We start from the raw sequence: 19,591 nt of genomic DNA on the forward strand, positions 1-19,591 counted from the left end.
CCCCTTTTTCGCTGGCCGCGGTGCGGCCGTCTTGCGGTACAGGGCAAACCTTATGGCGCAAACGTTGACAGTTTGTTACAGAAGTCCGTTTGTAGCGAGCGTGTTTCCAATGTTTCCGCAGCGTTTCGGGGGTGCCGTTTTGTGCGGCTCCTGTTGCCTGGCGAGCACGCGCCCCCGGTTCACGCTAGAATGCACTCAACCTTTAAGCGGTTAATCCATCCATAAGATGCACGAAGGAGCTATCTATGAGCGAATCCCTGCGCACCGTGAACGTCGGTCTGATCGGTCTGGGAACCGTCGGCGGCGGCGTGGCCCGTCTGATCAAGAGCCACCACGATGAGTACCTGGCAGCCTACGGCATCGACCTTAAGCTGACCCGCGCCTGCGCGCTTGCCTGGGAGCAGGCCGAGGCAGCCGGTATTGAGCGCGAGGCCTTTACGAGTGACTGGCATGACGTCGTCACCGACCCAGCCGTCGATATCGTCGTCGAACTCATCGGCGGCGAGCACCCCGCGACCGAGATCTTCACCACCGCCTTTGAGCACGGCAAGCACGTCGTCTCTGCCAACAAGGCCCTGCTGGGCCGTCACGTCGAGACGCTTGCCGAGAAGGCGCGTGCGTGCGGCGTGCAGATTAAGTGCGAGGCCAGCTGCGGTGGCGGCATCCCCATTGTCAGCACACTCGAGCACGACCTGGTGGGTAACAAGATCCTGACCATCGCCGGCATCCTCAACGGCACCACCAACTACATCCTGTCGCGCATGGACGCCGAGGGCGCCGATTACGCTGACGTGCTCGCCGACGCACAGGCTAAGGGCTATGCCGAGGCCGACCCGTCCGCCGACGTCGACGGCTTCGATGCCGCCAGCAAGACGGCCATCCTCGCCTCCATCGGCTTTGGCACCCGCGTTACCACCGATGATGTGTACCAGCAGGGTATCCGCACCATCGGCGCCGAGGACATCGCCCAGGCCCGCGAGCTCGGCTACACCATCAAACTGCTCGGCATCGCCCGCAACACCGACGCTGGCGTCGACGTTCGCGTGCATCCCACGCTGATCCCCGCAGACCATATGCTCGCCAAGGTCAACGGCGCCATGAACGCCGTCTACGTGGTAGGCGACGCCGTGGGCGAGACCATGTTCTACGGCGCGGGCGCAGGCTCCTTCCCCACCGCGAGCGCCGTCGTGGGCGATATCCTGTCGCTCTCCGAGCAGATCAGCCGCGGCGTGGCTCCGCTGCCCGAGATTGAGCCCTATGGCCACAACCTCGCCTTTAAGCCCATGGACGAGCTCCAGACCAAGTACTATGTGCGCCTGAAGGTCGCCGACCGCGTGGGCGCCCTGTCCGAGACGGTCGACATCTTTGCCAAGCATAACATCTCGATCTCGCTCATCAACCAGGTCGAGGACGGCAAGTCGGGCGTCAGCGATGCCTGCTCGGTCATCTTCCTGACGCACCGCGCGCTCGAGAAGGACGTCCAGGCTGCCGCCGCCGAGCTTGCCAGCGTCGGCTGCGTGGCCGAGGTCGCCAACGTCCTGCGCATCGAGGACGTTGAGGCTTGGACCGAAGGCGTCATGGCGAACTAGCCCAACGCTCGCCTAGCAATACGCGCCTTGAGGGCTCCCGTCCGATGTGGGACGGGAGCCCTTTTGTCACCTGCCCTAAGCACAACGGCAAAGCACATTTGCGCGAGCCGCTCATCGGTAACGCGGGCTACCGTTCACCGATATGCAAACGCGGCCGATTCCGACTACCGCTACGCTGTGCTGCGAATGTCCGCCCGCGATGAGAGGAAGCACCATGTTGCTCGAGGGCAAGAAAGCAATCATCACCGGAGGCACACGCGGTATCGGCTATGCCATCGCCTGCCGTTTTATCGAGGAAGGCGCTGCCGTCACCGTCTTTGGCTCGCGCCAGGAGACTGCCGACACGGCCGTTGAGAAGCTGACAGCCGCCTATCCCGACGCCAAGGTCTGGGGTCGCTCCTGCGATCTCACCTCGCTCGAAGCCGTGACCGAGGCCTTTACCCAGGCTGCCGCTGACATGGGCGGCTTGGACACGGTCGTCAACAATGCCGGCATCTCCCAGCGCTCGCCGCTCCTTAACTATACGGCCGAGGAGTTCGCAAAGGTCATGGACCTTAACGTCGTCGCCGTCTTTAATGGCCACCAGGCTGCCGCCAAGATCATGACCGAGGCCGGCCACGGCGGCACCATCACTACCACAAGCTCGATGGTCGCCAAGTACGGCCAGCCCTCCGGCGTCGGTTACCCCACGTCCAAGTTTGCCGTCAACGGTATGGTCCAGTCGCTCTCGCGCGAGCTCGCTCCCATGGGCATCCGCGTCAACGCCGTCGCCCCCGGCGTGACTAAGACCGACATGGTCGCCAACCTGCCCGAAGAGGTCATCAAGCCCATCATCGCCACCATTCCGCTGGGTCGCATGGGCGAGCCCGAGGATGTCGCCAACGCCTTTGTTTTCCTGGCGAGCGACATGTCCTCCTATGTCACGGGCGCCGTGCTCCCCGTCGACGGAGCCGCCCGCTCCTAAGGAGCCACAAGCTTTGGCTTCAAGTTTCAACATAGCTCAACCAAAAAGGCGCGCCGTCTGAATCAACTACAGACAGCGCGCCTTCTCCTGTTATGAAAGGGAAACTATGTCCCAGTATTTCGGATCAGAACGGGGCACGGTTTCCCCCAGGACCTCCTTGCGGAAACCACATCCCGTTCCGAGCCTTCAAAGCGGGACGCGGCTTCCCCGAGAAAGTATCGACTACTTGCCGTCGTCGTCTTCGGCTTCTTCGCGCGCATAGAGCTCCAGCATGCGGCGGCGGTATTCGCGCACAGCGAGCTTGGCGCGCTCCAGGCGGCGGCGCTCACGCGGAGTCAGCTCGGACGGGTCGACCTCGTCTCCATAGGTCTTATCGGCAAGCAGGTGCGCCGCGTCCACGATGCGGGCATCGATGTGGCCGCTCGCTGCCTCGGCGGAAAGACGCTCGGCAATCGTATCGAGCGTAGGCAGGCCCTCGAATACGCGACCATGGCCATGCGAGGTCAGCAGCTCGTGCTCGCGCGCGAGCAAGCTCGCTAGGTCGTGGTGGGCGCGCAAGATGTCGAGCGCATCGGATGGATGCTCGGCAACCTCTGCCACGGCGGCGACCGGTGCGGCATCCACCACGCGGTAGAAGAGCTGCGCGAGCAATGGCATCAAGAACACCGTGATGGCACCGGCGGCAACCATGACCGACGCAATATCTTGCGACAGCGCGCCCGCGTTGACGGCAACGCTCGTAACGGCAACGATGATCGGCAGCGCCGTGGTGCAGTACAGGGCCACGGTAATGCGACCATACGCCGACACATCGCGCGTCGCAGGACAAATGCTCATGGAAATAAGAATAGGCACGGCACGAATAATCAACAACGCCACGATAAAGCCCACGAGCAGACCCGGGCGCGACGCCACGGCCGTCAGATCGATCTTTGCGCCCGATACGGTAAAGAACACCGGAATCAAAAAACCGTAGGCCAGACCGTCGAGCTTGGTCTCGAGCGTATGGTTGCCCTCGGGGATGATATAGCGCAGGACAAAGCCGGCGGCAAAAGAACCCAACACGATGTCGAGATCAAAGACGGCCGAGAACGCCACGAGCGTGACCAGGATGAGCACCGTCAGGCGCACGAAGGTCTGCGACGTGGTATCGGCGCGCTCCTCGACAAACGCAAAGAAGCGGCTGCCGACGCGCTTGGAGCGGCTTGGGACCACGGCCAGCAACACGCAAACCACCGCAAACAAGCCAAGGATTACGAGCGTTTGGATGCCAGTGCGGGCAGACAGCAGCACCGACATGGCGAGCACGGGACCGAGCTCGCCCCAAGTGCCATACGCGAGAATCGAGTCGCCCACGCGCGTGCCGGTGAGCGAGCGCTCGCGCATGATGGGCACAAGCGTACCGAGCGCCGTCGAAGTGAGGGCAAGCGTCACGGCGATACCGTCGAAATGACTGACTGAGAACCACGGGGTAAAGCGCACGGCAAGCCAGGCGATACCAAACGTGACGACCCACGTCGCCAAGCCGTAGCGCCCCTCGACGCCCGTGATGCTCTTGGGGTCGATCTCAAAGCCGGCAAGCAGGAACAAAAAGGCCAGGCCCAGCTCGGACACGAGCGAGACCTCAGCATCTACATGGATGACGCCGAGCATATGGGGTCCCAGTACCGCGCCGAGCACGAGCAAAAAGACCGTCTCGGGAACGGGTTTTCCGGGAATCGCCGAGGCGATAAAAGGACTCGCAAAGGCCACGAGTGCGATGATGGCGAGCGAAACGAATGCCATGTGATGCCTTTCTCTTGTTTGCGCTTCACTGTAGCGCCCTCGCCGTCCTCAACGCGCCGCGAGCTGTCGTATCATAGTGAGGTTTACAAACATGTGGCTCAAGGCGACCGCAGGGCAGACCCCGCAAACCGACCGCTGCCGCATACCGTACCGTACGCCCAACCGATCAGGAAGGCAGGAACCAATGGTCTCTCGTATCTACGTGGAGAAGAAACCCGGGTTCGACGTCGAGGCCCAGCAGCTCAAGGGCGAGCTGACCGAGATTCTCGGCATCAAGGGCATCGAGGCCCTGAGGATCATCAACCGCTACGACGTCGAGGGCATCGACGAGGAGCTTTTCCGCTCCTGCGTGCCGACCGTCTTTAGCGAGCCCCAGGTCGATGTGACCTACGACGAGCTCCCCGCAAGCGACGGCGCCGTCTTTGCCGTCGAATTCCTGCCTGGCCAGTTTGACCAGCGCGCCGACTCCGCCAGCGAGTGCGTGCAGCTCATCAGCCAGGGCGAGCGCCCCGCCGTGCGCTCCGCCAAGGTCTATATGATCTCGGGCGCTCTGGACGAAGCCGCCGTCGAGGCCATCAAGCACTACGTGGTGAACCCCGTCGAGGCGCGCATCGCCTCGCTCGACCTGCCCAAGACACTGTACATGGAGACCCCCGAGCCTGCGCCCGTCGAGGTGCTCGACGGCTTCCGCGAGCTCGACGAGGCCGGCCTTGCCGCCTTTATCTCCGAGCGCGGTCTTGCCATGGACGAGGCGGACATCGCCTTCTGCCAGCAGTACTTCCGCGATGAGGATCGCGACCCCACCATCACCGAGATCCGCGTGATCGACACCTACTGGTCCGATCACTGCCGCCACACCACCTTCGGCACCGTCCTGGACGACGTGACGATCGACGACGCCGTGGTGCAGCAGGCCTTCGACCGCTACATGGAAATGCGCCACGAGCTCGGTCGCGACGCCAAGCCCGTCTGCCTCATGGACATGGGCACCATCGGCGCCAAGTACCTTAAGAAGACCGGCGTCATGACCGATGTCGACGAGTCCGAGGAGATCAACGCCTGCACCGTCAAGGTGAAGGTCGATGTCGATGGCGAGGACCAGGACTGGCTGTTCCTCTTTAAGAACGAGACCCACAACCACCCGACCGAGATCGAGCCCTTCGGCGGTGCCGCCACCTGCGTGGGCGGCGCCATCCGCGACCCGCTCTCGGGCCGCAGCTACGTGTACCAGGCCATGCGTGTCACCGGCGCCGGCGACCCCACCGTCCCCGTGTCCGAGACGCTCGAGGGCAAGCTGCCGCAGCGCAAGCTCGTAACCACCGCTGCCGCCGGCTACTCCAGCTACGGCAACCAGATCGGCCTTGCCACCGGCCAGGTCAACGAGCTCTATCACCCCGGCTACGTGGCCAAGCGCATGGAGGTCGGTGCCGTCGTGGGCGCTACCCCGGCAAACCACGTACGCCGCGAGTGCCCCGCCCCCACCGACAAGATCATCCTTTTGGGTGGCCGCACCGGCCGTGACGGCATCGGCGGTGCCACCGGCTCATCCAAAACCCAGAACACCGAGTCCATCGAGACCTCGGGCGCCGAGGTCCAGAAGGGCAACGCCCCGGTCGAGCGCAAGCTGCAGCGTCTGTTCCGCCGCGGCGACGCCTGCCGCCTGATCAAGCGCTGCAACGACTTTGGCGCCGGCGGCGTCTCGGTCGCCGTGGGTGAGCTTGCCGACGGCCTGTATGTCGACCTGGACACCGTGACCAAGAAGTACGACGGCCTGGACGGCACCGAGCTCGCTATCTCCGAGTCCCAGGAGCGCATGGCCTGCGCCGTCGCCGACGGTGACGTCGAGGAGTTCATGGGCTACGCCGCCGAGGAGAACCTCGAGGCGACCGTTATCGCCGAGGTCACCGCCGAGCCGCGCATGCGCATGGCCTGGAACGGCGTCGCCATCGTCGACCTGTCCCGCGAGTTCCTCAACTCCAACGGCGCGCCCAAGCACCAGGTCGCCCACGTGTGCGCCCGTAGCGTGTGGCAGCCCAGCTGGGCCGGCACCACGCTCGCCGAGCGCATGACCTCGCTCGTCACCGATCTTAACGTCGCCTCTAACAAGGGCCTTTCCGAGCGCTTCGACTCCACCATCGGTGCCGCAACCGTGCTCATGCCCTTTGGCGGCAAGACGCAGCTCACCCCGAGCTCGGCCATGGTCGCCAAGTTCCCCGTGGACGGCGAGACCACCACGGCAAGCGCCATGGCATGGGGCTTCAACCCCTGCTTGATGGAAGCCGACCAGTTTGCCGGCGCCTACCTGTCCGTGGTCGAGTCCATCGCCAAGCTCGTTGCCGCCGGCTTTGAGCACAAGCGCGCCTACCTCTCCTTCCAGGAGTACTTCGAGCGTCTGCGCACCGAGGCCGAGCGCTGGGGCAAGCCCACGGCAGCCGTCCTGGGCGCCCTCATGGCTCAGGTCGACCTGGGTGCCGGCGCCATCGGCGGCAAGGACTCCATGAGTGGTTCGTTTGAGGACGAGGCCGGTGAGCTCAACGTTCCGCCGACCCTGATCAGCTTCGCTGTTGCCGTTGGTAAGGCCGCCCGTGCCGTCTCGCCCGAGTTCAAGGGTCTGACGCATCGCGTCGTGCGCATCGCCCCCGCCACCTATGGTGAGGACTACCGCCCCGACGCTCAGCAGCTGCTCTCCGCGTTTGACGCCGTCGAGGCGCTCACCGCCAACGGCAACGCTCTGGCCGTCTCCACGCCCGGCTACGGCTGTGGCGCCGAGAGCCTCTTTAAGATGTGCGTCGGCAACCAGATCGGCATCGAGCTAGCCGAGGACGTGGACGTGGAGAGCCTCTTCACCCCGCTCTACGGCAGCTTTATCGTCGAGCTCGCCGATGACGCCGAGCTGCCCGAGGTCGCCGACGGCGTTGTCGTCGAGCCCCTGGGTACCACCGTCGAGGGCTATGTCATCGACACCGGCTCCGAGGTCATCGAGCTCGCCGAGCTCCAGGAGGCCTGGGAGAGCGGCATCGAGGGCGTCTTCGCCTACCGCAGCGCCGGCGAGACCCCCGAGGTCGAGACCATCGACTTCCGCGCCAAGGACATCCACGTGTACGGCGGCGCCAAGATCGCCCGCCCGCGCGTGATCATCCCCGTGTTCCCCGGCAACAACTGCGAGTACGACAGCGCCCGCGCCTTCCGTGCCGCCGGTGCCGAAGCCGACACCTTCGTGATCAACAACCTCACGCCCGAGGCCGTCGCCGAGAGCACCCACGAGCTTGCCCGTCGCATCCGTGCAAGCCAGATTGTCATGATCCCCGGCGGCTTCTCGGGCGGCGACGAGCCCGACGGCTCCGCCAAGTTCATCACGGCGTTCTTCCGCGCTCCCGAGGTCACCGAAGCGGTCCGCGACCTGCTCAAGGCCCGCGACGGCCTGATGCTGGGCATCTGCAACGGCTTCCAGGCCCTGATCAAGCTCGGCCTGGTGCCCTACGGCGACATCGTCGACGCCACGCCCGATGCGCCCACGCTGACGTTCAACACCATCGGTCGCCATCAGAGCCGCCTGGTGCGCACCCGCATCTCGTCCAACCTGTCCCCGTGGCTGTCGCAGTGCAGCCTGGACGACCCCTACACCGTCGCCATCAGTCACGGCGAGGGCCGCTTTGTCGCCAATGACGAAGTGCTCGCCCAGCTGATCGCCAACGGCCAGGTCGCCACGCAGTACGTGGGCGAGGACGGCAAGCCCAGCATGGATCTTTCCGTCAACCCCAACGGCTCTGCACTCGCCATCGAGGGCATCACGAGCCCCGACGGCCGCGTCCTAGGCAAGATGGGCCACGCCGAGCGTCGCGGCGACAACCTGTACCGCAACGTGCCCGAGCATGTCCCCGGCGATAAGTTCATGCCGATCTTTGAAAGCGGCGTGGCCTACTTCGCTTAAAGCTATCCCATCGGGTACAATCCCCTCGGGTAACATCACCCGCCACCGGCACTCCCGGTGGCGGGTTCTTTTTTGCTTCGCGCACATAGGAAGGACATCATGGAAAGCCGCAAGCCGTATCTCGCCACCCTGCCCGGACTCATCCTGGGCTGCCTCGTTTGCTGCGCGCTCTGGGGATCGGCCTTTCCCTGCATCAAGATCGGCTACGGCCTCTTCGGCATCCCCGCGCACGATAGCGCCTCGCAGCTGCTCTTCGCGGGTCTACGCTTCACCCTTGCCGGCATGCTGGTCATTGTTGGCATGAGCGTGGCCCAGCGTCGTCCGCTCGTTCCGCAAGCGCGCGACATCAAGCCCATCCTCACGTTGTCGCTCTTCCAGACTATCGGCCAGTACTTCTTTTTCTACCTGGGACTCTCGCGCGCCAGCGCCATGTCGAGCTCCATCATCGAGGCCAGCGCCAACTTCCTCGCAATCCTCTTTGCCGCCCTGGCGTTTCGCACCGAAAAGCTCGATACGGCCAAGGTGCTCGGCTGCGTGCTGGGGTTTGCCGGCGTCGCACTCGTCAACCTTTCGGGCGCGGATGGCACCTTTGGCTTTACGCTCGACGGCGAGGGCTTTATCTTGGCTTCCACCGTCGCAGGCGCCCTTTCGACCTGCCTGATCGGCATCTTCTCGCGCGAGCACAACGGCGTTTTGCTTGCCGGGTGGCAGTTCTTGGTCGGCGGCCTGGTCCTCACCGTCATCGGCTTTTTGATGGGTGGCGTGCTCTCCCCCACGGCGATTACCCCCGCTATCGCGCTCATTATCTATATGGCACTCATCTCCGCGGTCGCCTACTCGCTGTGGTCGCGTCTGCTTGCCGTCAACCCCGTCAGCCGCGTGTCGGTCTTTGGCTTTATGAATCCCGTCTTTGGCGTGCTGCTGAGCGCGCTGCTGCTCGGCGAGGGCGCCGGCACGAGCCCCGTTACCGTCATCGTTGCCCTGCTGTTGGTCTGCGGCGGCATCATCATCGTCAACAAACCCAAAAAGGCCTAGCGAACTGCCCTGATTTAGCAGAGGGGATTCACATACTTTAATTTATGGAGTACATCGGTGAGTTGAGGGGCGCCACGAACCCCAGCGTTCGCCCCTATTTCTAGCGTATCTGGACGCCGGATTTCTTTTTCTCGGCCTTGACGCGGTATAGCTCCGCATCGGCGGCGCGAAGCAAGTCTTGCCAGGTATCGACGCCATCACCGACCCGTGCGTAGCCGATGGACATCTGCAACAGATACGGCACCTCGGCACGCGCGAGCTCGTCGTTGATTGCCGCGCACAGATCTATGATTTCCTGCTCCTCTGTCGCCTTTTGGAGCACTACGAACTCATCGCCGCCATAACGTGCGATAAAGCCACCAGACGCCGAGCAGACATCTTTGAGCACCGTGGAGATGACCTGAAGAGCATGATCGCCCTCAACATGTCCATGGCGATCGTTAATCTGCTTAAAGCCATCGGCGTCCATCATAAGCAGATACACATCTTTGGCCTGATCCATATTCGAGAAGAGCGACAGCATATAGGTCTCAAAGCGGTTGCGATTGTTGAGACCGGTCAACGGGTCGGTCGAGATCATCTGCTCCTGGCAAACAATGTAGAGCTGCAACATACTTAACATGATGCCGACACTAAGGCAAGGACCCGAATAAAAGACCTGAAAGACACCAGCTACCAGGGCCGGAATGGCGAAAAATGCCAAGGTTTGATAGATGGCCTTCTTTTGTAGGCTCTCGACCTTGCAAGATTGTATAAACGCATGCAGGGACGTATATATAACGTAGCAGTAGCTGACGATGGGCTGGATCATATAGACAAAACCACGACGATACGCGCCCTGCGCATCGATATAGAACAGAGCATGCGTCCAGTAGCTCGAAAACGCCAGTACGACTACCAGCGCCGCAGGCAGCGTTACAAGCGCCACTCTAGAGCGCGCGGTCAAAAGGCGAGAACCCTGCACCGTCTCGGAATAGATAAACCAAATAAGGCACGCGGCGGCAAAGAGCGAAAACGAAACCGCGTTGGAAATCCAGTTGGCAGCAATGCCCAGCGTGCCGCCCACACCGTCCGAAAGCGTCCAGATTATATCGAATAACATGTACGCGGCAGAGGTGTAGCCGAGCGTACTAAACAATAACTGCTGGGTACTCGAGAACAAGGAGTGGCGACTTCGCGCGGCAAGCCCGATAAGAACAATCATGCATAGCAGGAATATCTCGATCTTGAGTGCCTTAACCACTAGACGCCATCCCTTCAATATGCAAGTGGTCAGAATCGCCCGATTCGTGCCTGGGCAATAAACACCCCTACTCCGCAGGGGTATAGGGAATAATAGCAGAGCGCCCGAACGTCACTGCAAGACAGCTCTCGTTCGGGCGCCCATACGGCGCGAATTGCACACGCCGGCTTGATTGACTCGCGTCGACGATTACTCGCCGTCGATGTCGGTCGCGACGGCCTCCTCAATAGCCTCGACGCCTTCGACCGACAGATCCTCTTCGCCGTGGCAGAACTTCTTATCGACCCAGCCGGTCAGAATCGGGGCCATGATGGCCGTGATGATGACGGCGGTGGCGATCTGCGCATACGCGGTGGGCGCAAGCTCGGCATAGCGCGGCGCGACCTCAGCAAGAGCAACCGGCGTGGTCATAGCCGTGCCGGCGATGGTGGAGCAAGCAACGGCGGCCTTGCCGTTGCCGCCGCACAAGCGCTCGAAGGCAAAGGTGATGGGGCCAACGATAAAGAGGGTGATGAGGCCCAACAGAATGCCGGAAATACCGCCGGTGATAAAGCTCGACAGGCTCATGGACGCACCGAGCTGAAATCCGATGACGGCAATCGCGGGATTGGCACCGGGAACCAGCAGGTTCTTGATAAACGGGAACAGGTTGCCCAGAACCATGCCAATAACGAGTGGCAAGATGGAGCCGATAATGGTGCCAATTGGAATGTTGGCGAGGCCGGAAACACCGAGGATGATCATCGTGACGGCGGGGCCAGCCGTAAAGAACAGGATACCGACGGCGCCCTGCTCGGACTCATCGCCGAACTCGCCCATGATGCCCGTATAGAGCGCCATGTTGCAAAACGTGATGCCGCCGATGATAGACACGGAGCTCAGACCCAGGAAGTTGTCGTTAAAGAAATATGCCACGCCCAGGCCGAGAGCCGCTGCGACGACCAGCTTGGGGATCAGCACGACGATACCGGTCTTGATGGCACCCGGCGTGGACTTAAAGCTGATGCCGGCGCCCACAAACAGCAGGATCGCGGCGACGATGGTATTGGAGCCACCGCGGCAGGCAGCCGTAAAGAAGCCGCCGATCTCAAAAACCTGCGGGCAGAAGGTGTTGAGCAAAAGACCGACGATCATCGGATAGATCATGATGTCGCCCGGGATGCGCGGGACCTTGAATTTCTTTTGCTCGTTGGCGGTTGCTTCCTGTGCCATGAAACCCCCATTTCCGCTGACGGGGTACAAAAGCCCACGTCACGCTTTGCTACAGTAAAGTTTGACCATGGTACCAGAAGAAATAGACCAGCTCGGTGAAAAATCCGACGAGTTGGGATGGAACGAGATTCGGCGCCCGCGACGCCACCCCTATATAAGGCTCAAGACAATATAGAGTACGATGCCCGAGACGCAGCACCACAGCATCGATTTTGTCTTGACCGCCACGACCACGACGCCGGCGGCCGCAATCCAGGGAACCAAGGCAGGCCAGAGTCCCGCGTCGAACGCGCCGGGGCTCACCAAGTCGTTGGCGACCAGCGCGGCAAAGGCGGCGGGCGGGATATAGCCCAGGGCCTCGGTAATGCGGGGCGACAGGGTCCGCCCGCGCAAGGCGAACGCCGGCGCGATGCGAAAGAACGCGATAGCAGCCCACGACGACAGCCACAGAACCAAGAACTCGTTAACGGGCATCGCGGGCACCTCTTCCGTCAAATACAGCATCGCACGCCAACGCAATGGCCATGCCGGCCACGACGCTTGCCGGCACGGCAATATTCGTGAGGCCCAAGAACTTGCATACGGCGACGGACACCGCGCCCGAAACCGCCGCGACAACGTTGCCGCGCGACAGCCGCTGCGAAAAGAGCAGGCAGATAAAGAGCGAGGTGCAGACAAAGGCTGCAATGGCGGTGGGAACATCGACAACGGCGCCGACGATGGCGCCCATCGTACACGAAACGCCCCATGTTGCGATGAGAATCACGTTGAGCACAAAGGACTCGCGCGGGCCCCAATCCTCCCCTTCAACCAACTTGGCAAGCGAGATGCCATATGCCTCCTCGGTAAGTGTCGCGGCAACAGCCAGCGTCTGACGCTTCGAGGCACCCGTCAGATGCGGCGCGATCGATGCCGAGTAAAGCGCAAAGCGCGAGGAGATGGCAGCAACGCTCGCGACGATCGATGCTGCAGGCACGCCCGCCAGCCACAGGTTGCAGATCATAAACTGGCCGCTGCCCGTCACAAACGTGCTGCTCAGGGCAAAGACCATCCAGGGTTCCATTCCCGTCTGCCCCATGATCATTCCGCACGGCGCGCCTATTGCAACATAGGTAAGCATCACCGGCCAGACGGTTTTAAAGATCCTAAGGACCATGCCACTCCCATTCTGGTAAGTCGTCTGCAGCGCACCTCGCAACGCAGCAGAAATATCAACCGGTGGCAATAAAGTTCGCCTACAATTGCCACCGGATCGAAAGACACAACTTTTTAGGAAGTCATTATGACAGCTATCGATCGAGACCGGGCGCGCGCAGCCTTCAAAAGCTACACCGATGCCTACGACGCCACCAACCCACGCATCGCGCTCAAAATCGAGCATACGTACCACGTGGCCGAGGCATGCGATGCCGTAGCGCGCGAGCAGGGCTGGTCGTCAGATGATATTGACTTGGCATGGCTTTGCGGCCTGCTGCACGATATAGGCCGCTTTGAGCAGCTGCGACGCTGGGACACCTTTAAGGACGCCGAGAGCATGGGCCATGCAGCGCTGGGCATCGAGGTCCTCTTTGGCGAGAATCCCGCCGATGCACCCGCCGTGACGAGCGTCCGCGACTTTATCGATGACCCGGCAGAAGATGAGCTCATCCGAGCGAGCATTGCCTATCACAGCGATTTCCGTCTACCCGCGCAGCTCGACGAGCGCACGCGGCGCTTCTGCGATATCGTGCGCGATGGCGACAAGATCGACATTATGCGCACCATCGCCGACAGCACCGTCGACACCATCCTCAAGGTGGATGAGGACACGTTTCTCGCCAGCCACTTCTCGACACCGGCGCTTACCGCCTTTGACGAGCATCGCTGCGTCGCGCGTGACGAGCGCAACGAGCCGGCGGACTACCTGGTGGGGCTCATCTGCTTTATGTTTGAGCTCGTCCATCCGGCAAGCCGTGCACTGGCGCGCGAGCAAGGCGATATCTATCGCCTGCTCGACGCGCCCTTTGGCATTACGCGACCCTTTACCGACCCCGCCGCGCAGGCAACCTGGAGCCGCCTTAAGGACGAGCTGCGCCGCTGGCTGGCAAGCGCTTAGCACTCGAGCTGAGCCAGCAGTTCCTCAACGATCTCAACGGCATCGCCGACGACCTTGTACTGGGCGGCACCGAAGATGGGGGCATCCGGGTCCTCATTGATGGCGACAATGCACTCCGCCCCACCGATGCCGGCGAGATGCTGGATAGCGCCCGAGACACCGATGCTCACGAGGAGCTTGGGCGAGACCGATACACCCGTCTGGCCAATTTGGTGGCGATACTCCAGCCAGCCGGTCTCCACCACGGGGCGCGTGCAGCCAAGCTCGGCACCCAGAGCCTCGGCAAGCTTTCGCATCAGCGGTAGGTTTTTCTTGGAGCCGATGCCGCGGCCCACCACGACTAGACGCTCGGCATCGGCAATTGAGGCCTGCTGTCCCCACTCCTCGGCGGGAATCGAGATCTCGACACGGGCCTTAACGTCATCCGCTAGCACTACCTGGGCAATCGTGCCGGAGCGGCTATAGTCAAACTCGGGCGCCTTAAAGATGCCGGGGCGCACCGTTGCCATCTGAGGACGGTGGTTGGGGCAGATAATGGTGGCCATCAGGTTGCCGCCAAACGCCGGGCGCGTCTGCTGCAGCAGACCCGTCTCCGTATCCATCGAAAGCACCGTGCAATCGGCCGTAAGGCCCGTCTGCAAGCGCACGGCCACACTGGGCGCCAGCTCGCGACCAAAGGCGGTCGCGCCGTACAGAATGGCCTCGGGCTTGCGCTCGGCTACCAAATCGCAGATCAAGCGGGCGTAGACCTCCGCGTCGTTCTGACGCAGGCGCTCGTCACGACAGACCAGAACTTCGTCCGCACCGGCGCAAATCAGATGCTCCAGGTCCCCGAGTGAGCCCTCGGGGCTCATGCCGACCAGTGCCACCAGACGGCAGCCGCGGGCATCGGCAAGCTCGCGCCCCTTGCCCATGAGCTCGAAGGCCACGGATGCAACGGCATCGTGCTCGTCAGTCTGCACGAAGATCCAGATGTCTCGATATGCGTCAAGGTCTGCCGCGCCGGCGGCCTCGTCGCGCTCAATCGAGATGGCGTTGACGGGGCAGGCGTCGACGCACCCACCGCACAGGATACAGCCGTCGGTTACGCGGGCACAGCGATTGGGGCGCTCACCCTCCACCACAATGCCGCCCGAGGCGCAGGCGCGAACGCAGCGACCGCAGCCGATACAGGCTTCGCTATCGATAATCAGCCCGCTCATCTATGCCATCCCCTCGATAATCTTGGCAAGTTTTACCGCCTGCTCGGACGCCGTTCCCTCGACGGCCTCGCACGTTTGGTCACGGTCGGGCACAAACGAGCGCACGACCTGCGTCGGTGATCCGGCAAGGCCGCAACGCGAGGGGTCGGCGTTTACGTCGGCAGCGCTGGCCACGCGCACGTCTGCATCCTCGGCCGCGCGAATACCGGCAATACTCGGCATGCGCAGCTGGCCAATCTCCTTGGCAGTCGTCATCGCACACGGCATCTCCAGGTACACCGTCTCCTCGCCGGCATCGCAGCCGTGAACGAGCGCCAGCGAGCCACACGTCGTAAATCCCGCGCTCTGCACACAGCTCACGTCGGTCACGCAGGGGACCCCAAAGGCGCCGGCCAGCTCGGGGCCGATCTGGGCCGTATCGCCGTCCACCGCCATCTTGCCGCAGATGAGCAGGTCAAAGTCCTCATCGAGTGCCTCGATGCCGCATTTGAGGGCATAGGTGGTGGCTAGGGTATCGGCGCCCGCAAAGGCGCGATCGGTCAGCAGCAGCGCGTCGTCGGCACCGCGGGCGATGCAGTCGCGCAGCAGCGATTCGGTCGCGGGGATGCCCATCGACACCACCGTCACACGCACGTCCATGCCAAAGCCGATAAAGTCGTCCTTCAGCGCTAGCGCACATTCGAGGGCACTTGCATCGAAGGGATTAATGACCGCCTGCTTGCCATCACGCACGATAGTATTGGTCTTGGGGTCCATCTTGACCTCGGTGCTTCCGGGCACCGCCTTGACGCACACCACCATATGGAAATCACTCATCTTCACGCGCCCCCTTTCTGGACGAGTTCATCCAAGAGCTTCTCCGTAAACAGGTTGCCGCGACCCAACTGGCCGGCAGGATCGAGCTGGAGTTTGAGGCGCGCCGACTCGACCATGGCCTCGTGGCCGTACATCGTCTCCAAGAAGCCCGCCTTGATCTTGCCGACGCCGTGTTCGGCAGAAACGGCACCGCCCATGGCCGTGACCTCGGAAGCCCACTGGGCAAAGAGCTCTCCACCACGACGGTAGTCTTGCGCATCGCGCGGCAGGATGTTCACATGCAGATGGTTGTTCCCGATGTGTCCCCAGGCAGCAGACTCAAGCCCGCTTTCGGCCAGCGTGCGGCGATAGAGGGCCATGACATCGGCAAGGCGTGCATTGGGCACCGACATATCCGATCCCAGCTTGGTAATGGTGGGGTCGGTGCGGCGACGCTCGTCAATGAGCATGTTGACGCTCTCGGGCACCGCGTGGCGGAAGAACCGCTGGCACTCGCGATCGACTTCGGTGCGGGCGACCCATGTCGCATCGTCGCGGCCGCCCGCAAACTCCAGCACCCATCCAAGGTGGTACAGCTCCTCGGTCGCCTGCGCCTCGTCATCGCAGTCGAGCTCCACGTAGACACAGACCTTTGCCTCGTCGTCGAGCGCCGGCAGCGAGGCAAACGCTGTCGACTGCTCGCGCTGGCGACGCAGGATATCCAGGGCGCCAGCATCGAAATACTCAATAGCGGCGGCATGGGACAGCACGGGACGCACGGAATCGGTAAAGGACACGGCCTTGTCTTCGCTATCGAAAAAGCAACTCACACCCCATACGACCGAAGGTGCCGCCTGCAGGGCGATCTCGAGCTCGGTGATAACGCCGAGCGTGCCGCACGCACCGATAAAAAGATCGATGGCGTCCATATCGTCCGCAACGAAATAGCCTGAGGCATTTTTTGTCTCGGGCATGGTATAGCTGGGAAGATCGAGCTCGAGCGTACGGCCCTCTGCCGTCACGAGCGACAGGTGGCGGCCCTGGGCAAAAGCCTCGCCGCGCTGAAGCTCAAGCAAATCGCCATCAGCCAGCGCGACGTGGAGTCCCGTGATATGCGGGCGCATGGGGCCGTAAGCGTAGCTGCGGGCGCCGGAGGCGTTGCATGCCGCCATGCCGCCCAGACAGGCAGATGCCTCGGTGGGATCGGTGGGAAAGAACTGCTCGGGAGCCTCTTGGAACTCCTCGTAGGCCTCAAGCGATGCCTGGTCCCAACCAGCGGTCGGCAGTACCTTCTTGCTCAGCTGCTTACGCAGCTCCGAGAGCACAACGCCCGGCTCCACGCGCAGCAGAAATTGGCTTTGTTCATCGCGGCGAAGGCCCAAGTAGCGATTCATACGGGAAGTATTGAGGATATGCCCGCCGTGGGGCACGGCACCGGCGGCAAGGCCGGTTCGGGCGCCCTGAACCGTTACCGGGACACGCTCGGCATGGAGCGTTTCCAAAATGGCACGGACCTCGTCTTCCGTTGTCGGAAACGAGATGCTCGATGCTTCGCCCGATGCGCGAGATTCATCGCGGCCATACTCTTCGAACTCGTCGGTGAAGGGTTTGATGGTTGCAGACACGCGAACTCCCCCTTTAGCTAACTACAGTGTTTGCAGGGAGATGTTACCGCATCGTTTCGTCGACGTGTTCGAGACCGTCTCCATAATTGGCGATTTTTACGTTCGTGCAATTCGGCGAGCGGCAAGGCTTCCTCGGCAGACGATGCTTTTGACACATATCGCCCCGCCGTCGCCGGCCGCTCGATTGTCGCTCGAAAAAAGTTGAAGTAATTTTTTTCACCTTTTACCTGCGGAGATGTCAATCCGTCAAGCATTTGGTCAGAAATTGGTCAAGTAGCGGCTGATACGGTCGGCGTCGACAGCCAAAACCGATAGAAGTTTTGGCCCCAGAAGCAGGGAGGTTCCCATGGCATATTACTGGCCCCAGTACGGCGTCGCCATCGAGGTCGACGACGATCCCTATCTCCTGCCTTTCGACGAAGAGGCGTTCCCCGATACGGCGGTCTACCACGTCACCACCGATGTTATCTGCGACCCCGAGTCGTTCTCGGCGCTCGCCCACCACATCGCGCGTATCCACGACATCGAGCTCCCTCACGACTTTGACGAGCTCATCTACTCGCGCCGCCTGATGCTTCACATGCTCTTTGGAGCGGACCCGTCCACGTTCGCACGTGTCTACACCACCAAGGACGCCGCATGAGTGCAAAGAAGCCGCCCCGCCTCGCAGGACTGGGGCATCGCAAGAAACTCGTCGTTGTCTGTCTGGCTATCGTCTGCGCCCTCATCGCCGTAGGGCTATACGCCTGGCAGTCGCAGCCCGTGCCCGAAGCGGGCGCCTCAGTCACGACGGCAGAGGGTAAATCGCGACAAGAAATCCAAGATGAGCTCGATGCCATCGTCCGCGACAACATGATGACGATTTCGGTCGCGCCGGTCGCTCAGCTACAGGAGGACGGCAAGCTGCGCGTCAACGTGCAAAACGTCCAAGACAATAAATTTCCCCAGCGATTCCGCGTCATCCAAAACGACGAGACCATGTACGAATCCGGTGTGGTCGAGACCGGCAAGACAATCGAGACGTGCCCCGCCGGCGACATCAAAGAAGGCGAGGCATACATCGAGATCCAGGCACTCGATGCCAAGACCCTCGACAGCCACGGCAATCCGACACGTGTCAAGGTACGGGTTGAGCAAGCCGAGAACTAGCTTTTTCGGCCGACGCGGCACCGCACGCAATTCACCAGCATTCGTCCAATCATCGCGGGGACGGCCCGCGGCGAATAGAAAGGAACGACCATGGACATCACCAGGAACATGAACGGAGCCAGAGCGCTCGTCGTGGGCGCAGGGCTCGCGCTCGCGCTCGCAATGGGCGCCGCCCCGACGCCAGCTCTGGCAGCCGGGCGCGTTGGAACCACGAAAGTAATGGTCAGGACCGAGATCGACAACGTAGAGTTCAAAGTTCCGACGGTTATTCCCTTCGTCGCCAAGGCCGACGGCACGCTTCAGGGCCCCTCAGAAGACGCGACCACCATCGACAATCATTCGGCCTACGGCATCCATGTCACCAACATGAAGATCGACGCCATGAACACCTGGACCATTGCCGCCGACGCCAAGGCCGGAACCGCGCAGAATTCCATCGACTTTAAGGTCGGCCCCGACGGCGCACTCCAGAACGCCAGCGCCGCAATGCAGGAGACGGGCCTCGATCTTTCCAAGAATGCAGCCTTCGACATGGGCTACCAGGGCATTGCCGGCGGCACGGACAAAATTAAGCTCAAGACAAGCGGAAACGTCGCCCGCGTCACGCGCGACATCTTCCGCGTAACCGGCGAAGGCGATCAGGTTGCAACGATCACCTGGACGGTCGAGCCCGGTGCGCACACGGCATAAGGCTATCGCCCTGGCCGCCACCGTCAGCATCCTAGCGTTTGGGCCAGCCATGGCCTTTGCCCAGCAAGAACAGGCACAGGCCGCCACGCAAGTGACGGTCGATCTCTCGGAACTCGACCGCGGCGACCGCGAGGAACCGTTGGCGCAGACAGGCGACAGACGATGGCTCTTGGCAGTAGGTGCCACAGCAGCAGGCGCGGGGACCGCCGGCCTCGGTCTGCACATCAAACACAGCCAGAAACAAAACACGGATAGGCCGCACTAAATTAGCTAAGG

17 protein-coding genes are annotated in these 19,591 nt (G+C 62.2%); 9 read left to right on the forward strand and 8 right to left on the reverse strand.

The annotated features are described in order from the left end of the window. The first annotated feature begins 245 nt into the window (after window positions 1–245). The gene (locus CHY22_RS07460; protein WP_089573312.1) at window positions 246–1,589 is read left to right on the forward strand and encodes a homoserine dehydrogenase; all 1,344 of its coding nucleotides are present in this window, start codon (window positions 246–248) and stop codon (window positions 1,587–1,589) included. 214 nt (window positions 1,590–1,803) lie between these two features. Then, entirely contained in the window at window positions 1,804–2,553 is a 750-nt protein-coding gene (locus CHY22_RS07465) for a glucose 1-dehydrogenase (RefSeq protein ID WP_089573313.1), read from the forward strand. Window positions 2,554–2,775: 222 nt separating this feature from the next. On the opposite strand, the gene CHY22_RS07470 is transcribed toward CHY22_RS07465, so the two are convergent. Further along, the gene (locus CHY22_RS07470) at window positions 2,776–4,338 is read right to left on the reverse strand and encodes a cation:proton antiporter (protein WP_006234446.1); all 1,563 of its coding nucleotides are present in this window, start codon (window positions 4,336–4,338) and stop codon (window positions 2,776–2,778) included. Window positions 4,339–4,522: 184 nt separating this feature from the next. On the opposite strand from CHY22_RS07470, the gene CHY22_RS07475 reads away from it, so the two are divergent. Continuing rightward, window positions 4,523–8,269, forward strand: a complete 3,747-nt coding sequence (locus CHY22_RS07475; RefSeq protein ID WP_089573314.1) for a phosphoribosylformylglycinamidine synthase — start codon at window positions 4,523–4,525, stop codon at window positions 8,267–8,269. Window positions 8,270–8,368: 99 nt separating this feature from the next. Then, a complete protein-coding gene (locus CHY22_RS07480) occupies window positions 8,369–9,304 on the forward strand; it encodes a DMT family transporter (protein WP_089573315.1) in 936 nt (311 codons plus the stop codon). A 100-nt stretch (window positions 9,305–9,404) separates the two neighbouring features. Here the strand turns inward: CHY22_RS07480 and CHY22_RS07485 are convergent, their stop codons facing one another. The 4 genes from CHY22_RS07485 to CHY22_RS07500 form a co-directional block, all read right to left on the reverse strand. Then, on the reverse strand, window positions 9,405–10,547 hold the full coding sequence (locus CHY22_RS07485; RefSeq protein WP_089573316.1) for a GGDEF domain-containing protein: 1,143 nt from the start codon (window positions 10,545–10,547) through the stop codon (window positions 9,405–9,407). Between the two features lie 189 nt (window positions 10,548–10,736). Beyond that, on the reverse strand, window positions 10,737–11,759 hold the full coding sequence (locus tag CHY22_RS07490) for a 2-keto-3-deoxygluconate permease (protein ID WP_089573317.1): 1,023 nt from the start codon (window positions 11,757–11,759) through the stop codon (window positions 10,737–10,739). A gap of 150 nt (window positions 11,760–11,909) precedes the next feature. Continuing rightward, complete coding sequence (locus CHY22_RS07495) at window positions 11,910–12,233, reverse strand: AzlD domain-containing protein (protein WP_035137063.1); 324 nt, start codon at window positions 12,231–12,233, stop codon at window positions 11,910–11,912. Continuing rightward, a complete protein-coding gene (locus tag CHY22_RS07500) occupies window positions 12,223–12,915 on the reverse strand; it encodes an AzlC family ABC transporter permease (RefSeq protein WP_158551185.1) in 693 nt (230 codons plus the stop codon). The genes CHY22_RS07495 and CHY22_RS07500 overlap by 11 nt, the downstream gene beginning before the upstream one ends. Window positions 12,916–13,041: 126 nt before the next feature. Here CHY22_RS07500 and CHY22_RS07505 point away from each other — a divergent pair, with 126 nt between their 5' ends. Next, window positions 13,042–13,854 (forward strand): HD domain-containing protein, encoded by an 813-nt coding sequence (locus tag CHY22_RS07505; RefSeq protein WP_089573318.1) that lies wholly within the window; start codon window positions 13,042–13,044, stop codon window positions 13,852–13,854. Here the strand turns inward: CHY22_RS07505 and CHY22_RS07510 are convergent. The 3 genes from CHY22_RS07510 to CHY22_RS07520 are packed head-to-tail and all read right to left on the reverse strand — an operon-like array spanning window position 13,851 to window position 17,476. Then, entirely contained in the window at window positions 13,851–15,056 is a 1,206-nt protein-coding gene (locus CHY22_RS07510; RefSeq protein WP_089573319.1) for an electron transfer flavoprotein subunit alpha, read from the reverse strand. The genes CHY22_RS07505 and CHY22_RS07510 overlap by 4 nt on opposite strands. Next, window positions 15,057–15,872, reverse strand: coding sequence for an electron transfer flavoprotein subunit beta/FixA family protein (locus CHY22_RS07515; protein WP_089573320.1), 816 nt, complete (start codon window positions 15,870–15,872; stop codon window positions 15,057–15,059). Between the two features lie 2 nt (window positions 15,873–15,874). After that, window positions 15,875–17,476 carry an FAD-binding oxidoreductase gene (locus CHY22_RS07520; protein WP_089573321.1) on the reverse strand — a complete coding sequence of 534 codons (1,602 nt, stop codon included), beginning with the start codon at window positions 17,474–17,476 and terminating at the stop codon, window positions 15,875–15,877. 346 nt (window positions 17,477–17,822) lie between these two features. Between CHY22_RS07520 and CHY22_RS07525 the strand changes: the two genes are divergently transcribed. The 4 genes from CHY22_RS07525 (at window position 17,823) to CHY22_RS07540 (ending at window position 19,580) form a co-directional block, all read left to right on the forward strand. Next, a complete protein-coding gene (locus tag CHY22_RS07525; protein WP_089573322.1) occupies window positions 17,823–18,119 on the forward strand; it encodes a hypothetical protein in 297 nt (98 codons plus the stop codon). After that, entirely contained in the window at window positions 18,116–18,625 is a 510-nt protein-coding gene (locus tag CHY22_RS07530; protein WP_089573323.1) for a hypothetical protein, read from the forward strand. The genes CHY22_RS07525 and CHY22_RS07530 overlap by 4 nt, the downstream gene beginning before the upstream one ends. A gap of 90 nt (window positions 18,626–18,715) precedes the next feature. Beyond that, window positions 18,716–19,315, forward strand: a complete 600-nt coding sequence (locus CHY22_RS07535; protein ID WP_089573324.1) for a hypothetical protein — start codon at window positions 18,716–18,718, stop codon at window positions 19,313–19,315. Between the two features lie 49 nt (window positions 19,316–19,364). After that, entirely contained in the window at window positions 19,365–19,580 is a 216-nt protein-coding gene (locus tag CHY22_RS07540) for a hypothetical protein (protein ID WP_143759223.1), read from the forward strand. Window positions 19,581–19,591: the final 11 nt, after the last annotated feature.

Source organism: Collinsella sp. TF06-26 (assembly GCF_002232035.1).
Classification (GTDB): Bacteria; Actinomycetota; Coriobacteriia; order Coriobacteriales; family Coriobacteriaceae; genus Collinsella.

Coding starts and splice junctions, on each gene's coding strand:
- CHY22_RS07510 (WP_089573319.1), bottom strand. CDS start 15,056: ATGAGCGGGCTGATTATCGATAGCGAAGCCTGTATCGGCTGCGGTCGC.
- CHY22_RS07465 (WP_089573313.1), top strand. CDS start 1,804: ATGTTGCTCGAGGGCAAGAAAGCAATCATCACCGGAGGCACACGCGGT.
- CHY22_RS07470 (WP_006234446.1), bottom strand. CDS start 4,338: ATGGCATTCGTTTCGCTCGCCATCATCGCACTCGTGGCCTTTGCGAGT.
- CHY22_RS07500 (WP_158551185.1), bottom strand. CDS start 12,915: ATGGTCCTTAGGATCTTTAAAACCGTCTGGCCGGTGATGCTTACCTAT.
- CHY22_RS07525 (WP_089573322.1), top strand. CDS start 17,823: ATGGCATATTACTGGCCCCAGTACGGCGTCGCCATCGAGGTCGACGAC.
- CHY22_RS07515 (WP_089573320.1), bottom strand. CDS start 15,872: ATGAGTGATTTCCATATGGTGGTGTGCGTCAAGGCGGTGCCCGGAAGC.
- CHY22_RS07535 (WP_089573324.1), top strand. CDS start 18,716: ATGGACATCACCAGGAACATGAACGGAGCCAGAGCGCTCGTCGTGGGC.
- CHY22_RS07480 (WP_089573315.1), top strand. CDS start 8,369: ATGGAAAGCCGCAAGCCGTATCTCGCCACCCTGCCCGGACTCATCCTG.
- CHY22_RS07475 (WP_089573314.1), top strand. CDS start 4,523: ATGGTCTCTCGTATCTACGTGGAGAAGAAACCCGGGTTCGACGTCGAG.
- CHY22_RS07505 (WP_089573318.1), top strand. CDS start 13,042: ATGACAGCTATCGATCGAGACCGGGCGCGCGCAGCCTTCAAAAGCTAC.
- CHY22_RS07460 (WP_089573312.1), top strand. CDS start 246: ATGAGCGAATCCCTGCGCACCGTGAACGTCGGTCTGATCGGTCTGGGA.
- CHY22_RS07540 (WP_143759223.1), top strand. CDS start 19,365: ATGGCCTTTGCCCAGCAAGAACAGGCACAGGCCGCCACGCAAGTGACG.
- CHY22_RS07495 (WP_035137063.1), bottom strand. CDS start 12,233: ATGCCCGTTAACGAGTTCTTGGTTCTGTGGCTGTCGTCGTGGGCTGCT.
- CHY22_RS07530 (WP_089573323.1), top strand. CDS start 18,116: ATGAGTGCAAAGAAGCCGCCCCGCCTCGCAGGACTGGGGCATCGCAAG.
- CHY22_RS07490 (WP_089573317.1), bottom strand. CDS start 11,759: ATGGCACAGGAAGCAACCGCCAACGAGCAAAAGAAATTCAAGGTCCCG.